The organism is Enterobacter sp. A103 (genome assembly GCF_034427535.1).
Taxonomy (GTDB): Bacteria; Pseudomonadota; Gammaproteobacteria; order Enterobacterales; family Enterobacteriaceae; genus Enterobacter; species Enterobacter asburiae_B.
The window spans coordinates 425,094-440,266 of record NZ_JAXQPQ010000003.1 but is presented as its reverse complement, the minus strand read 5'-3'; the positions used below and the strand labels follow the sequence as shown (position 1 = coordinate 440,266).

13 protein-coding genes are annotated in these 15,173 nt (G+C 56.9%); 12 read left to right on the top strand and 1 reads right to left on the bottom strand.

Going from position 1 to position 15,173, the window contains the following annotated elements:
- The first annotated feature begins 14 nt into the window (after positions 1-14).
- From amiB to rlmB, 12 genes are all read left to right on the top strand, one after another.
- On the top strand, positions 15-1,355 hold the full coding sequence (gene amiB / locus SPH27_RS12455) for an N-acetylmuramoyl-L-alanine amidase AmiB (RefSeq protein WP_033144462.1): 1,341 nt from the start codon (positions 15-17) through the stop codon (positions 1,353-1,355).
- Positions 1,356-1,364: 9 nt separating this feature from the next.
- Positions 1,365-3,209 carry a DNA mismatch repair endonuclease MutL gene (mutL, locus tag SPH27_RS12450; RefSeq protein WP_182072228.1) on the top strand — a complete coding sequence of 615 codons (1,845 nt, stop codon included), beginning with the start codon at positions 1,365-1,367 and terminating at the stop codon, positions 3,207-3,209.
- Positions 3,202-4,152, top strand: a complete 951-nt coding sequence (gene miaA / locus SPH27_RS12445) for a tRNA (adenosine(37)-N6)-dimethylallyltransferase MiaA (RefSeq protein ID WP_023310135.1) — start codon at positions 3,202-3,204, stop codon at positions 4,150-4,152. Before mutL ends, miaA begins: the two co-directional genes overlap by 8 nt.
- A gap of 85 nt (positions 4,153-4,237) precedes the next feature.
- Entirely contained in the window at positions 4,238-4,549 is a 312-nt protein-coding gene (hfq, locus tag SPH27_RS12440) for an RNA chaperone Hfq (protein WP_023334248.1), read from the top strand.
- Between the two features lie 74 nt (positions 4,550-4,623).
- Entirely contained in the window at positions 4,624-5,904 is a 1,281-nt protein-coding gene (hflX, locus tag SPH27_RS12435; protein ID WP_023310136.1) for a ribosome rescue GTPase HflX, read from the top strand.
- Between the two features lie 56 nt (positions 5,905-5,960).
- On the top strand, positions 5,961-7,220 hold the full coding sequence (gene hflK / locus SPH27_RS12430; RefSeq protein ID WP_121424846.1) for an FtsH protease activity modulator HflK: 1,260 nt from the start codon (positions 5,961-5,963) through the stop codon (positions 7,218-7,220).
- Positions 7,221-7,222: 2 nt separating this feature from the next.
- Positions 7,223-8,227: a protease modulator HflC gene (gene hflC / locus SPH27_RS12425; protein WP_023334250.1), complete on the top strand. Its 1,005-nt coding sequence runs from the start codon at positions 7,223-7,225 to the stop codon at positions 8,225-8,227.
- 71 nt (positions 8,228-8,298) lie between these two features.
- A complete protein-coding gene (locus SPH27_RS12420; RefSeq protein WP_003855996.1) occupies positions 8,299-8,496 on the top strand; it encodes a DUF2065 domain-containing protein in 198 nt (65 codons plus the stop codon).
- Positions 8,497-8,600: 104 nt separating this feature from the next.
- Positions 8,601-9,899: an adenylosuccinate synthase gene (locus SPH27_RS12415; RefSeq protein ID WP_024907332.1), complete on the top strand. Its 1,299-nt coding sequence runs from the start codon at positions 8,601-8,603 to the stop codon at positions 9,897-9,899.
- Positions 9,900-10,091: 192 nt separating this feature from the next.
- Positions 10,092-10,517, top strand: coding sequence for a nitric oxide-sensing transcriptional repressor NsrR (gene nsrR, locus SPH27_RS12410; RefSeq protein WP_023334253.1), 426 nt, complete (start codon positions 10,092-10,094; stop codon positions 10,515-10,517).
- Positions 10,518-10,555: 38 nt separating this feature from the next.
- The gene (rnr, locus tag SPH27_RS12405) at positions 10,556-13,000 is read left to right on the top strand and encodes a ribonuclease R (protein ID WP_039261027.1); all 2,445 of its coding nucleotides are present in this window, start codon (positions 10,556-10,558) and stop codon (positions 12,998-13,000) included.
- A gap of 66 nt (positions 13,001-13,066) precedes the next feature.
- Entirely contained in the window at positions 13,067-13,801 is a 735-nt protein-coding gene (rlmB, locus tag SPH27_RS12400; RefSeq protein WP_028015258.1) for a 23S rRNA (guanosine(2251)-2'-O)-methyltransferase RlmB, read from the top strand.
- Positions 13,802-13,891: 90 nt separating this feature from the next.
- On the opposite strand, the gene SPH27_RS12395 is transcribed toward rlmB, so the two are convergent.
- A complete protein-coding gene (locus SPH27_RS12395) occupies positions 13,892-15,166 on the bottom strand; it encodes an MFS transporter (protein WP_087823503.1) in 1,275 nt (424 codons plus the stop codon).
- Positions 15,167-15,173: the final 7 nt, after the last annotated feature.

Below are 15,173 nucleotides of genomic sequence, written 5' to 3'. Positions count from 1 at the left end.
GTAGGGATGACGGGATGATAAATCGCGTTAAAGGTTGGTTGTTGGCTGCCACCGTGCTGCTGTGCGCGCAGGCCGGGGCGGCAAACCTCTCAGATATTCAGGTATCAAACGGCGAAAGCCAGGCCCGGATCACGTTCAGCTTTATGGGCGATCCTGAATATGCGTTTTCACAACCAGACAGCCACAGCGTGGCGCTGGATATCAAACAAACAGGCGTGATCCAGGGGCTACCGCTGCGGTTCAGCGGCAACAACCTGGTAAAAAGTATCCGTTCGGGAACGCCGCAGGATAGCCAGTCGTTACGCCTGGTGGTTGATCTGACCGAAAAGGGCAAAACGAAGGCGGTGAAGCAGCAAAACGGGGCGAACTATACGGTGGTGTTTACCATCAATGCCGACGCGCCGCCACCGCCTCCACCGCCGCCGGTCGTAGCGAAGCGCGTGGAAGAACCGGTGTATACGCCGCGTCCTTCTGAACCTGCGCGTAATCCGTTTAAATCGCAGAACGATCGCATTACTGCGGCAACCAGCAGCAATACGGTGACGCGTCCGGCGGCCAGCGCGCGACGCGCGACGGTCAGCGGTGACAAAGTGATTATCGCCATTGATGCGGGCCACGGCGGGGAAGACCCGGGGGCGATTGGCCCTGGCGGCACGCGAGAGAAAAACGTCACTATCGCTATCGCGCGGAAACTGCGTTCGCTGCTCAATGACGACCCCATGTTTAAAGGCGTGTTGACCCGCGACGGGGACTACTTTATCTCCGTAATGGGACGCTCGGACGTGGCGCGTAAGCAAAACGCGAACTTCCTGGTCTCTATTCATGCGGACGCCGCACCGAATCGTAGCGCCACCGGCGCCTCGGTTTGGGTGCTGTCGAACCGTCGCGCTAACAGCGAAATGGCCAACTGGCTGGAAGAGCACGAGAAGCAGTCTGAACTGTTAGGCGGCGCGGGCGACGTGCTGGCGAACAGCCAGTCCGATCCGTACCTCAGCCAGGCGGTGCTGGATTTACAGTTCGGTCATTCGCAGCGCGTCGGGTATGATGTCGCCACTAACGTATTGAACCAGCTGCAAAGCGTTGGCGTGCTGCATAAGCGCCGTCCGGAACATGCCAGCCTCGGTGTTCTGCGCTCCCCGGATATCCCGTCCATCCTTGTAGAGACGGGCTTTATCAGTAACAACGGTGAAGAGCGTCTGTTGGGAAGCGATAGTTACCAGCAGCAAATTGCCGAAGCGATTTATAACGGTTTACGTAAATATTTTGAGGCGCATCCTCTGCAGTCTGCGCCGCAGAGCGGCTCAGCACAGACGGCCAGCGCAGCGCTGCCGGGTGAGATGACCGCGACCAACTAAGGAGCATTCATGCCGATTCAGGTTCTACCGCCGCAGCTCGCGAACCAAATCGCCGCCGGTGAGGTGGTGGAACGCCCTGCGTCGGTGGTGAAGGAGCTGGTGGAAAACAGCCTCGATGCGGGCGCAACCCGCATCGATATTGATATCGAACGCGGTGGCGCGAAGCTTATCCGCATTCGCGACAACGGCTGTGGCATTAAAAAAGAGGAGCTGGCGCTGGCGCTGGCTCGTCACGCCACCAGTAAAATCGCCTCTCTGGACGATCTGGAAGCGATTATTAGCCTCGGTTTTCGCGGTGAAGCGCTGGCCAGTATTAGCTCGGTTTCGCGCTTAACGCTGACCTCCCGTACCGCTGAACAGCAGGAAGCCTGGCAGGCTTACGCCGAAGGGCGCGATATGGATGTGACGGTCAAACCCGCGGCGCACCCTGTCGGCACGACGCTGGAAGTCCTGGATCTGTTCTACAACACCCCCGCCCGACGCAAGTTTATGCGTACCGAGAAGACCGAGTTCGGCCATATCGACGAGATCATTCGCCGTATCGCGCTGGCCCGTTTCGATGTCGCCATCAACCTCAGCCATAACGGTAAGGTGATGCGCCAGTACCGCGCGGTGGCGGAAGGTGGACAGAAAGAGCGTCGCCTGGGCGCTATCTGCGGGACGCCGTTTCTGGAACAGGCTCTGGCTATTGAGTGGCAGCACGGCGATCTGGCTTTACGCGGCTGGGTTGCCGATCCAAACGCGAGCAGTGCTGCGTTCTCTGAAATTCAGTATTGCTACGTGAACGGGCGCATGATGCGCGATCGTCTCATCAATCACGCGATTCGCCAGGCCTGCGAAGACAAACTCGGGGCCGATCAGCAGCCAGCTTTCGTCCTTTATCTGGAAATCGACCCCCATCAGGTGGATGTAAACGTTCATCCTGCCAAGCATGAGGTGCGTTTCCACCAGTCGCGTCTGGTTCACGACTTCATTTATCAGGGCGTGGCCGCCGTGTTGCAGCAGCAGGCAGCGCCAACGCTGCCGCTGGAGAACGACGCCCCTGCGCCGCGTCCGCTGCCTGAAAACCGTGTAGCGGCAGGGCGCAACCATTTTGCTGAGCCTGCCGTCGCGCGTGAACCGGAAGCTCCGCGCTTCTCCCAGGCCGGGAGCGCACCGCGTCCAACGGGCGCGAACTACCCGAATGCCCAGCCGGGCTATCAGAAGCAGCAGGGAGCGTTGTACCGCAAGCTGCTGGAAACGCCCGCCGTGGAGCGAAAAGAGCACATTCCGCCAGCTCAGCCTTCTCTGGACGGCCATAGCCAGAGTTTTGGCCGGGTGCTGACGATTATCGCGCCGGATATGGCGCTGCTTGAGCGTGACGGCAAACTGATGCTTCTGGCCCTGCCGGTCGCCGAACGCTGGCTCAAGCAGGTGCAGCTTACGCCAGGCGAAAATGCAGCCTGCGCGCAGCCGTTATTAATTCCGGTTCGCCTGAAAATATCCCCTGATGAAACGAGGGTATTGCAGCGCGCAGAGCCGCAGCTGGCGCAAATGGGTATTGAAACTGTGCTCGAACCACAACATGTGACAATTCGTGCCGTGCCTTTACCCTTACGCCAACAAAATTTACAAAACTTGATTCCTGAACTGATAGGCTACCTGGCGCAGCAAACGTCGTTTGATGCCGCCAACACCGCGCAGTGGATCGCCCGCCATCTGGCAAGCGAACACGCGCCGTGGAGTATGGCGCAGGCCATTAGCGTGCTGGCGGAGGTAGAACGCCTCTGTCCGCATCTGGTGAAAACGCCGCCGGGTGGGTTATTACAACCTGTTGATTTACAAACGGCGATGAACGCCCTGAAACATGATTGACGCAAGTAAGGCGAGCCTGCCTAAGGCAATTTTTTTAATGGGCCCAACGGCCTCCGGCAAAACGGCGCTAGCCATTGAGTTGCGTAAAGTTTTGCCTGTAGAGTTGATTAGCGTCGACTCCGCCCTCATCTACCGGGGGATGGACATCGGCACGGCGAAGCCTGACGCAGAAGAGTTGCGTGCGGCACCGCACCGTTTGCTCGATATTCTCGACCCGGCTCAGGCGTACTCCGCAGCGGATTTCCGTCGGGATGCCTTAGCCGAGATGGCCGAGATAACGGCGGCGGGACGTATACCGCTGTTGGTTGGCGGAACCATGCTCTATTTCAAGGCGTTGCTGGAAGGGTTGTCACCTCTGCCATCCGCGGATCCGGAAATAAGAGCGAAAATTGAGCAGCAGGCGGCAGAGCAGGGTTGGGACGTTTTGCATCAGCAACTGGCGGAGATTGACCCGGTTGCTGCAGCACGGATCCATCCAAATGATCCGCAAAGGCTTTCCCGGGCACTGGAAGTTTTTTTCATTTCGGGTAAAACTTTAACGGAACTGACGCAAACGTCAGGAGACGCTCTGCCGTATCAGGTGCATCAGTTCGCCATCGCCCCGGCGAGCCGTGAACTGCTCCATCAGCGAATTGAGCAGCGTTTTCATCAGATGTTAGCTTCAGATTTTGAAGCAGAAGTGCGGGCGCTATTTGCCCGTGGAGATTTGCATACGGACATGCCTTCCATTCGTTGTGTGGGATATCGCCAGATGTGGTCGTATCTTGAAGGTGAGATTTCATACGATGAAATGGTTTATAGAGGTGTTTGCGCCACGAGACAGTTAGCGAAGCGCCAGATCACCTGGTTGCGCGGTTGGGAGGGTGTTCACTGGTTAGACAGTGAAAAACCGCAACAGGCGTTAAACGAAGTGATTGAGGTTGTTGGTGATATCGCTCACTGAATGTGTACAATTGAGACGTATCGTGCGCAATTTTTCAGAATCGCAAGGTTCTAAGTACAAAACAAGCATATAAGGAAAAGATAGAATGGCTAAGGGGCAATCTTTACAAGATCCGTTCCTGAACGCATTGCGTCGGGAACGTGTTCCAGTTTCTATTTATTTGGTGAATGGTATTAAGCTGCAAGGTCAGATTGAGTCTTTCGATCAGTTTGTGATTCTGTTGAAAAACACGGTCAGTCAGATGGTCTACAAGCACGCTATTTCTACTGTTGTTCCGTCCCGTCCGGTATCTCATCACAGCAATAACGCTGGCGGCGGCACTGGTAGTAACTACCATCATGGCAGCAGCGCGCAGGGTTCTTCAACGCCGGCGCAGGACAGCGACGAGACCGAATAAGGTTTCGCACTGTTATCCACACGGGGAGCCAGGGATCCTGCGTTCCCCGCTGATCTTTTTAGAGAGGTTTACGCTTGTTTGACCGTTATGATGCCGGTGAGCAGGCGGTGCTGGTACACATCTATTTTTCGCAAGACAAAGATATGGAAGACCTCCAGGAGTTTGAATCTCTGGTCTCTTCCGCCGGTGTCGAAGCAATGCAGGTGATTACCGGTAGCCGTAAAGCGCCGCACCCAAAGTATTTTGTTGGTGAAGGTAAAGCAGTCGAAATTGCGGATGCCGTAAAAGCAACCGGCGCGTCAGTCGTGTTGTTTGATCATGCGCTGTCTCCAGCCCAGGAGCGCAACCTGGAAGCCCTTTGCGAATGCCGTGTTATCGATCGCACGGGTTTGATTTTAGATATTTTTGCTCAGCGTGCACGTACCCACGAAGGGAAACTGCAGGTTGAGCTGGCGCAGCTGCGCCATCTGGCAACGCGTCTGGTGCGTGGCTGGACACACCTTGAAAGACAAAAAGGCGGGATTGGTTTGCGCGGCCCGGGTGAAACCCAGCTCGAAACCGACCGTCGTTTGCTGCGTGGCCGAATTACCCAGATCCTTTCACGTCTGGAACGTGTAGAGAAACAGCGTGAACAGGGGCGTCGGGCGCGAACCAAAGCCGACATCCCGACGGTGTCGCTGGTGGGCTATACCAACGCCGGTAAATCCACCCTGTTTAACCAGATAACCGAGGCCCAGGTGTATGCCGCAGACCAGCTGTTTGCGACCCTGGACCCTACGCTGCGCCGTATTGACGTCGCAGACGTCGGTGAAACGGTGCTGGCGGATACCGTAGGGTTTATCCGCCACCTGCCGCATGACCTGGTGGCGGCGTTTAAAGCCACCCTGCAGGAGACGCGACAGGCGACTCTGCTGCTGCACGTGATTGATGCGGCAGACGTGCGCGTGCAGGAGAACATCGACGCGGTGAACGTGGTGCTCGAAGAGATCGACGCCCACGAGATCCCCACGCTGTTGGTCATGAATAAGATCGATATGCTGGACGATTTCGAACCGCGTATCGACAGAGATGAAGAAAACAAACCGATTCGGGTCTGGCTTTCTGCCCAGACCGGTATTGGTGTGCCACTGCTTTTCCAGGCTTTGACAGAACGTCTTTCCGGTGAGGTAGCTCAGCACACGCTGCGACTGCCGCCACAGGAAGGCAGGCTGCGCAGCCGGTTTTATCAGCTTCAGGCGATAGAAAAAGAGTGGATGGAGGATGACGGCAGCGTGGGGATGCAGGTGCGTATGCCGATCGTTGACTGGCGTCGCCTCTGTAAACAAGAACCTGCGCTGGTCGACTATATCGTCTGATCAGAAAGGGGATGCCTGAATAATTCGCCCTTGCATAACAAATATGGAGCATATACATGGCGTGGAATCAGCCCGGTAATAACGGACAAGACCGCGACCCGTGGGGAAGCAGCAAACCTGGCGGCAACTCTGAGGGAAATGGCAACAAAGGTGGTCGCGAGCAGGGGCCGCCGGATCTGGATGATATCTTCCGCAAACTGAGCAAGAAGCTTGGTGGCCTTGGCGGAGGAAAAGGTTCTGGCTCGGGTGGCAATTCCACTCAGAGTTCGCGCCCGCCAATGGGTGGCCGCGTAGTGGGCATCGTGGCCGCTGCGGTAGTCATCATCTGGGCAGCCAGCGGGTTCTACACCATTAAAGAAGCAGAACGCGGCGTAGTCACCCGTTTCGGTAAGTTCAGCCATCTGGTTGAGCCGGGTCTGAACTGGAAGCCGACCTTCATTGACGATGTGACCGCGGTAAACGTGGAATCTGTCCGTGAACTGGCCGCCTCTGGCGTGATGCTGACCTCTGACGAAAACGTGGTGCGCGTTGAGATGAACGTGCAGTACCGCGTGACCGATCCTGAGCGTTATCTGTTTAGCGTGACCAGCGCCGATGACAGCCTGCGTCAGGCGACCGACAGCGCCCTGCGCGGTGTGATCGGTAAATACACCATGGACCGTATCCTGACCGAAGGTCGTACCGTTATTCGTAGCGATACCCAGCGCGAGCTGGAAGAGACCATTCGTCCGTACAACATGGGTATTACTCTGCTGGACGTCAACTTCCAGGCTGCGCGTCCGCCGGAAGAGGTGAAAGCCGCATTTGACGATGCGATTGCTGCCCGTGAAAACGAACAGCAGTACATCCGTGAAGCAGAAGCGTACACCAACGAAGTTCAGCCACGCGCTAACGGTCAGGCGCAGCGTATTCTGGAAGAAGCGCGCGCGTATAAGACGCAGACCATCCTGGAAGCTCAGGGTGAAGTGGCTCGCTTTGCGAAGATCCTGCCGGAATATAAAGCGGCACCGGAAATTACCCGTGAGCGTCTCTATATCGAGACCATGGAAAAAGTGCTGAGCCACACCCGCAAAGTGTTGGTTAACGACAGTAAAGGCGGAAACCTGATGGTTCTGCCGCTGGATCAGATGCTGAAAGGCAGTTCTGCGCCAGCAGCGAAAGGCGACACCAGCGGCGCGAACAACCTGCTGCGTCTGCCGCCAGCCTCATCAGGCAGCGCCAGCACGAACACAACGCCTTCTTCGAACGATGGTGACATTATGGACCAACGCCGTGCTAACGCGCAGCGTAACGACTACCAGCGTCAGGGGGAATAAGGATGCGTAAGTCAGTTATTGCGATCATCGTCATCGTACTGGTCGCGCTTTATACCTCGATCTTTGTGGTGAAAGAAGGCGAGCGTGGGATTAAGTTCCAGTTCAGCAGCGTCGTGCGTGACGGCGACAAACGCCCGGTGATTTACGAGCCGGGTCTGCACTTCAAGGTGCCGTTTATTCAGTCCGTGAAAACGCTTGATGCGCGTATCCAGACCATGGATAACCAGGCCGACCGTTTCGTGACCAAAGAGAAGAAAGACCTGATCGTTGATTCCTATATCAAATGGCGCATCAGCGATTTCAGCCGTTACTTCCTGGCAACGGGCGGCGGTGACGTTTCTCAGGCAGAAGTGCTGCTGAAACGTAAGTTCTCTGACCGCCTGCGTTCCGAGATTGGTCGTCTGGATGTGAAAGACATCGTGACCGACTCCCGTGGTCGTTTGACCCTGGAAGTACGCGATGCGCTGAACTCCGGTACAGCGGGCACTGAAGATGAAGTTTCAACGCCGGCAGCAGATGATGCGATTGCCAAAGCGGCTGAACGCGTTCAAGCGGAGACCAACGGTAAAGTGCCGGTGATCAACCCGAACAGTATGGCTGCGCTGGGTATCGAAGTGGTTGACGTGCGTATTAAGCAGATCAACCTGCCAGTTGAAGTGTCCGAGGCGATTTACAACCGTATGCGCGCCGAGCGTGAAGCGGTAGCCCGTCGTCACCGTTCACAGGGCCAGGAAGAGGCTGAGAAGCTGCGTGCTGCAGCGGACTACGAAGTCACCAAGACGCTGGCGGAATCTGAGCGCCAGGGCCGTATCCTGCGCGGTGAAGGCGATGCCGAAGCGGCGAAGCTGTTCGCGGATGCCTTCAGCCAGGATCCTGACTTCTACGCCTTTATCCGTAGCCTGCGCGCTTACGAGAATAGCTTCCAGAGCAACCAGGATGTGATGGTGCTCAGCCCGGACAGCGATTTCTTCCGTTATATGAAGACGCCGACTAACGCAACGCGATAAACTCAGGTCCGTTTGAGTATTCAAACCACCGCTCCCAACGGAGCGGTGGTTTTCTTTTATAAGGAATAAAAATGAATTCAACGATCTGGCTCGCACTGGCTTTGGTCCTGGTGCTGGAAGGTCTTGGACCGATGCTTTATCCGCGTGCCTGGCGCCGAATGATCGCCACGATGAGCCAGCTGCCGGATAATATTTTGCGTCGTTTTGGCGGCGGTCTTGTGGTTGCGGGCATCGTGATCTACTACATGTTGAGGAAAACGATTGGCTGATCAAAAAGTAGACGCAATCGGCGTATTTTGAGGTCAAAAAGTGCTGTATATCTGAAAAAGCGATGGTAGAATCCATTTTTAAGCAAACGGTGATTTTGAAAAAAATGGGTAACAACGTCGTCGTACTGGGCACCCAATGGGGTGACGAAGGTAAAGGGAAGATTGTTGATCTTCTGACTGAACGGGCTAAATATGTTGTACGCTACCAGGGCGGTCACAACGCAGGCCATACTCTCGTAATCAACGGTGAAAAAACCGTCCTCCATCTTATTCCATCAGGCATTCTTCGTGATAACGTCACCAGCATCATCGGTAACGGCGTTGTGCTGTCTCCTGCTGCGCTGATGAAAGAGATGAAAGGTCTGGAAGACCGTGGTATCCCTGTTCGTGAGCGTCTGCTGCTCTCCGAAGCCTGCCCGCTGATCCTGGATTATCACGTGGCGCTGGACGTAGCGCGTGAGAAAGCGCGCGGCGCGAAAGCGATCGGCACCACCGGTCGTGGTATCGGTCCGGCTTACGAAGATAAAGTTGCACGTCGCGGTCTGCGCGTGGGCGACCTCTTCGACAAAGCAACCTTCGCTGAAAAACTGAAAGAAGTGATGGAATATCACAACTTCCAGCTGGTGAACTTCTACAAAGCTGACGCTGTTGACTACCAGAAAGTGCTGGATGACGTCATGGCGATCGCTGACATTCTGACCGGTATGGTTGTTGATGTGTCCGATCTGCTGGACCAGGCGCGCAAGCGTGGCGATTTCGTCATGTTCGAAGGTGCGCAGGGTACGCTGCTGGACATCGACCACGGTACCTATCCGTACGTAACGTCCTCTAACACCACTGCAGGTGGCGTGGCGACCGGCTCTGGCCTGGGTCCACGTTATGTGGATTACGTGCTGGGCATCATCAAAGCGTACTCCACTCGCGTGGGTGCGGGTCCATTCCCGACCGAGCTGTTTGATGAAACCGGCGAGTTCCTGTGCAAGCAGGGTAACGAGTTTGGCGCGACCACCGGTCGTCGTCGTCGTACCGGCTGGCTGGATGCGGTTGCAGTGCGTCGTGCAGTGCAGATCAACTCCCTGTCTGGCTTCTGCCTGACCAAGCTGGACGTACTGGACGGCCTGAAAGAAGTGAAAATCTGCGTAGGCTACCGTATGCCAGATGGCCGCGAAGTGACCACCACTCCGCTGGCTGCTGACGACTGGGAAGGCATTGAGCCAATCTACGAAACCATGCCGGGCTGGTCTGAGACCACTTTCGGTGTGAAAGAGCGTAGCGGCCTGCCGCAGGCGGCGCTGGATTACATCAAGCGTATTGAAGAACTGACCGAAGTGCCGATCGATATTATTTCTACCGGCCCGGATCGTACTGAAACGATGATCCTGCGCGACCCGTTCGACGCATAATCTTCGTGACTGCTGGCCTGCGGGGAGACCCGTAGGCCGGATAAGCGTAGCGCCATCCGGCGACCGCTCCTGGATTTCCGCTTTTTCGCCCCGTCTGTCAAATAAATTAGCCGCTCACTATCTGGCTGGTTTATCATCATTAATGAATATCTCTGCGGTTTAACCGCGTTTTCCCTTTTTCCTGAGGTTGATGTGCAGTTAACAAGTTTCACCGATTACGGCTTACGTGCGCTGATTTACATGGCGTCGTTACCCGAGGGGAAGATGACCAGTATCTCTGAAGTGACAGAGGTCTACGGCGTATCCCGTAATCATATGGTCAAAATAATCAATCAACTTAGTCGTGCCGGATACGTTGCTGCCGTCCGCGGGAAGAATGGTGGGATCCGTCTCGGTAAACCGGCACAGAGTATTCGTGTTGGCGATGTGGTACGTGAACTGGAGCCGCTGTCTCTGGTGAACTGCAGCAGCGAGTTCTGTCACATCACGCCCGCTTGCCGCCTGAAAAAGGCGCTTTCAAAGGCCGTGCAAAGTTTTCTCATGGAACTGGATAACTACACGCTGGCCGATTTGGTTGAAGAGAATCAACCGCTTTATAAATTATTGCTGGTGGAATGAAGAAAATTTCCACCGGAGCTGACAACGGAGGAACCGACATGTCACATGATCCTTTCCAGGAACGCGAAGCCGAAAAATACGCGAATCCTATTCCCAGCCGCGAGTTCATCATTGAACACTTAACAAAACGCGAAAAACCCGCCAATCGTGAAGAACTTGCCGTTGAATTAAACATTGAAGGTGAAGAGCAAATTGAAGCCCTTCGCCGCCGCCTGCGCGCGATGGAGCGTGACGGGCAGCTGGTCTTTACCCGCCGCCAGTGCTACGCGCTGCCAGAACGCCTCGATCTGCTGAAAGGGACCGTCATTGGTCACCGCGATGGCTTCGGCTTCCTGCGCGTGGAAGGCCGTAAAGACGATCTGTACCTCTCATCTGAACAGATGAAAATGTGCATCCACGGCGACCAGATCCTGGCGCAGCCGCTGGGCGCTGACCGTAAAGGCCGCCGCGAAGCGCGCGTGGTACGCGTTCTGGTGCCAAAAACCAGCCAGATCGTCGGCCGCTACTTTACCGACGCGGGCGTGGGCTTCGTGGTGCCGGACGACAGCCGTCTGAGCTTCGACATTCTGATCCCACCTGAAGAGGTGATGGGCGCCCGCATGGGCTTTGTGGTGGTGGTTGAACTCACCCAGCGCCCAACCCGTCGCACCAAAGCGGTAGGTAAAATCGTCGAAGTGCTTGGCGACAACATGGGCACCACGATGGCCGTTGATATGGCATTGCGTACCCATGAAATTCCGTACATCTGGCCGAAAGCGGTTGAAGAGCAGATCGAAAGCCTGCGCGAAGAAGTGCCGGAAGAATCCAAAGTGGGCCGCGTGGATCTGCGCTCCCTGCCGCTGGTCACTATCGACGGTGAAGACGCCCGCGACTTTGATGACGCCGTATACTGTGAGAAAAAACGTGGCGGTGGCTGGCGTCTGTGGGTTGCTATCGCTGACGTAAGCTATTACGTCCGTCCGCACACCCCGCTGGATAACGAAGCCCGCAGCCGCGGTACCTCGGTCTACTTCCCGTCCCAGGTCGTGCCGATGCTGCCGGAAGTGCTGTCTAACGGCCTGTGCTCCCTGAACCCGCAGGTTGACCGTCTCTGTATGGTTTGCGAGATGACCATCTCCACCAAAGGGCGCTTAACCGGCTATAAGTTCTACGAAGCGGTGATGAGCTCGCATGCGCGTCTGACCTATACCAAGGTCTGGCATATGCTGCAGGGCGACCAGGATCTGCGCGAACAATACGCGCCGCTGGTCAAACACATCGAAGAGCTGCATAACCTCTACAAAACGCTGGATCAGGCGCGCGAAGAGCGCGGAGGGATCTCGTTTGAGAGCGAAGAAGCGAAATTCATTTTCAACGCCGAACGCCGCATTGAGCGTATCGAGCAGACCCAGCGTAACGACGCGCACAAGCTGATCGAAGAGTGTATGATCCTGGCGAACATCTCGGCGGCACGCTTCGTTGAGAAAGCCAAAGAGCCTGCGCTGTTCCGTATTCACGATAAGCCGACCACGGAAGCCATTACGTCGTTCCGCTCCGTGCTGGCTGAACTGGGTCTGGAACTGCCCGGGGGCAACAAGCCAGAGCCGCGCGATTACGCTGAGCTGCTGGAGTCTATTGGCGACCGTCCTGACGCAGAAATGCTGCAGACGATGCTGTTACGCTCTATGAAGCAGGCGATTTACGATCCGGAAAACCGCGGACACTTTGGCCTGGCGCTGCAGTCTTACGCCCACTTTACGTCGCCGATCCGTCGTTATCCTGACCTCTCTCTGCACCGTGCGATCAAGTATCTGCTGGCGCAGGAGCAGGGCCATAAAGGAAACACCACCGAAACCGGTGGCTACCACTATTCGATGGAAGAGATGCTGCAGCTGGGTCAGCACTGCTCCATGGCCGAACGTCGTGCCGATGAAGCAACACGCGACGTGGCGGACTGGCTGAAGTGTGACTTTATGCTCGATCAGGTCGGTAACGTCTTTAAAGGCGTGATTGCCAGCGTGACCGGCTTTGGTTTCTTCGTTCGTCTGGACGAGCTGTTCATCGACGGTCTGGTGCACGTCTCCAGCCTGGATAACGACTACTACCGCTTCGACCAGGTCGGCCAGCGCCTGATTGGCGAATCTGGCGGCCAGACCTACCGTCTGGGCGACCGTGTGGAAGTGAAGGTCGAAGCCGTGAATATGGACGACCGTAAGATCGACTTCAGCCTGATCTCCAGCGAGCGCGCGCCGCGTAACGTCGGCAAAACCGAGCGTGAAAGGGCGAAAAAAACCGGTAACGGTAAACCGGGCGGCGGTAAACGTCGTCAGGCGGGCAAGAAGGTAAACTTCGAGCCGGACAGCGCGTTCCGCGGCGAGAAGAAACAGAAGCCGAAGGCGGCGAAGAAAGAAGCCCGTTCAGCGAAAAAACCTTCCGCGAAAACGCAGAAAATCGCTGCCGCCACTAAAGCGAAGCGCGCGGCCAAGAAAAAGCAGGCGGAGTAAATTCTCCCCTCAACCTGACCCTCTCCCCAGCGGGGGGAGGGGAAATACTTATTACGAGAACCATCAATGAGTGAAATGATTTACGGCATCCACGCGGTGCAGGCCCTTCTCGAGCGCGCACCGGAGCGTTTTCAGGAAGTGTTTATTCTGAAAGGGCGTGAAGATAAGCGTCTGATGCCGCTGATCCACGCCCTGGAAGCGCAGGGCGTGGTGATCCAGCTGGCGAATCGCCAGTTCCTGGATGAGAAAAGCGAAGGCGCGGTCCACCAGGGGATCATTGCCCGCGTGAAGCCGGGTCGTCAGTATCAGGAAAACGATCTGCCGGATCTGATTGCCGAGCTCGAGAATCCGTTCTTCCTGATCCTCGATGGCGTAACCGATCCGCACAACCTCGGCGCGTGCCTGCGCAGCGCCGATGCGGCGGGCGTGCATGCGGTGATCGTGCCGAAAGATCGCTCCGCGCAGCTGAACGCGACGGCGAAGAAGGTGGCCTGCGGCGCGGCGGAAAACGTTCCGCTGATCCGCGTGACTAACCTGGCGCGCACTATGCGTCTGCTGCAGGAAGAGAATATCTGGATCGTCGGTACCGCCGGTGAAGCGGATCATACTCTGTACCAGAGCAAAATGACCGGCCGTCTGGCGCTGGTGATGGGCGCGGAAGGCGAAGGTATGCGTCGTCTCACCCGCGAGCACTGCGACGAGCTGATCAGCATACCGATGGCGGGCAGCGTGTCGTCCCTGAACGTTTCCGTTGCGACGGGCATCTGCCTGTTTGAAGCGGTGCGTCAGCGCGGAGAATAAACAGCAAGGCCGTCCACAGGACGGCCTTTTGTGTTTTCTCCCTCTCCCTGTGGGAGAGGGGCGGGGTGAGGGCACCAGACGGTGACAACCTCACTCCTCTAGCGACCGCAAATGGTCGTCCTTCCTCAGCGTCATCAGCGCGAAAATACTCACTACCGCCGTCGCCATCACGTAATACGCCGGAATATCCAGGTTGCCCGTCTGCTTAATCAGCCCGGTAATAATTAACCCTGCGCATCCCGAGAAAATCGCGTTCGACAACGAGTAGGCCAGCCCCAGCCCCGTATAGCGCACGCGCGTCGGGAACATCTCAGACAGCATCGCCGGGCCCGGACCCGCCAGCATGCCCACCAGACCGCCCGCAATCAGTACCACAACAGCCTTCACCGCCAGCGTGCTCGACTCCGCCTGCAGGATTTTCAGCAGCGGAAGGGCGAGGATCAGCAGCAGCGCGGTGGCGATAATCATCACCGTGCGGCGTCCGATCCGGTCACTCAGGATCCCCGACGGAATGATGGTCAGCGCAAAACCAATATTCGAAATCACCGCTATCAACAGCGCCTGGTTGAACCCGGTGTGCAGCGCCGACTGAAGATAGGTCGGCATAATCACCAGGTAGGTATACCCCGCCGCAGACCAGACCATGACGCGCCCAATCCCCATCACGATGGCCCGGAGCGTGGCGACAGTATCCGCCTGAGCGACAGCCGGTTTATCCTGCTGCTGCACAAAGCTCGGTGTCTCTTCCATACTGACGCGAAGCCACAGCGCCACAACGCCCATGGGCAGCGCCAGGAAGAACGGAATGCGCCAGCCCCAGTCGTGCAGGGCTTCAGGCGTGAGAAGGGTGGAGAGCAGCGCCACGATGCCTGCGCCCGCCAGCAGCCCCAGCGCCACGGTAAAGGACTGCCACGCGCCATAGAGCCCACGCTTGCCGCGCGGGGCGAACTCCGTCATCAGCGAGACCGCGCCGCCGTACTCGCCGCCCGCGAACAGCCCCTGCAGGATGCGCAGCAGCGTAATAATCAGCGGCGCGGCAATCCCGATGCTGGCGTAGACCGGCACAACGCCGATGGCGGCGGTAGCGAGCGTCATCAGCACCAGCACGATAATTAGCGTCGGCTTACGGCCAATCCGGTCGCCGATGCGGCCAAACACCACCGCACCCAGCGGGCGGAAGAAGAAGGCGATGGCAAACGAGGCGTAGGTGAGGATCAGGCTGGTCAGCCCCGCCTCTCCTTCAAGCTGGAAGAAGTTTTTCGCAATGACGGTCGCCAGAAAACCGTAGACCGCAAACTCATACCACTCGATAAAGTTACCAATGGAGCCTGCAATTAATGCTCGCTTGTGCGCGTCCGGTTGCATAACGATC

Coding starts and splice junctions, on each gene's coding strand:
- amiB (WP_033144462.1), top strand. CDS start 15: ATGATAAATCGCGTTAAAGGTTGGTTGTTGGCTGCCACCGTGCTGCTG.
- mutL (WP_182072228.1), top strand. CDS start 1,365: ATGCCGATTCAGGTTCTACCGCCGCAGCTCGCGAACCAAATCGCCGCC.
- miaA (WP_023310135.1), top strand. CDS start 3,202: ATGATTGACGCAAGTAAGGCGAGCCTGCCTAAGGCAATTTTTTTAATG.
- hfq (WP_023334248.1), top strand. CDS start 4,238: ATGGCTAAGGGGCAATCTTTACAAGATCCGTTCCTGAACGCATTGCGT.
- hflK (WP_121424846.1), top strand. CDS start 5,961: ATGGCGTGGAATCAGCCCGGTAATAACGGACAAGACCGCGACCCGTGG.
- hflC (WP_023334250.1), top strand. CDS start 7,223: ATGCGTAAGTCAGTTATTGCGATCATCGTCATCGTACTGGTCGCGCTT.
- SPH27_RS12420 (WP_003855996.1), top strand. CDS start 8,299: ATGAATTCAACGATCTGGCTCGCACTGGCTTTGGTCCTGGTGCTGGAA.
- SPH27_RS12415 (WP_024907332.1), top strand. CDS start 8,601: ATGGGTAACAACGTCGTCGTACTGGGCACCCAATGGGGTGACGAAGGT.
- rnr (WP_039261027.1), top strand. CDS start 10,556: ATGTCACATGATCCTTTCCAGGAACGCGAAGCCGAAAAATACGCGAAT.
- rlmB (WP_028015258.1), top strand. CDS start 13,067: ATGAGTGAAATGATTTACGGCATCCACGCGGTGCAGGCCCTTCTCGAG.
- SPH27_RS12395 (WP_087823503.1), bottom strand. CDS start 15,166: ATGCAACCGGACGCGCACAAGCGAGCATTAATTGCAGGCTCCATTGGT.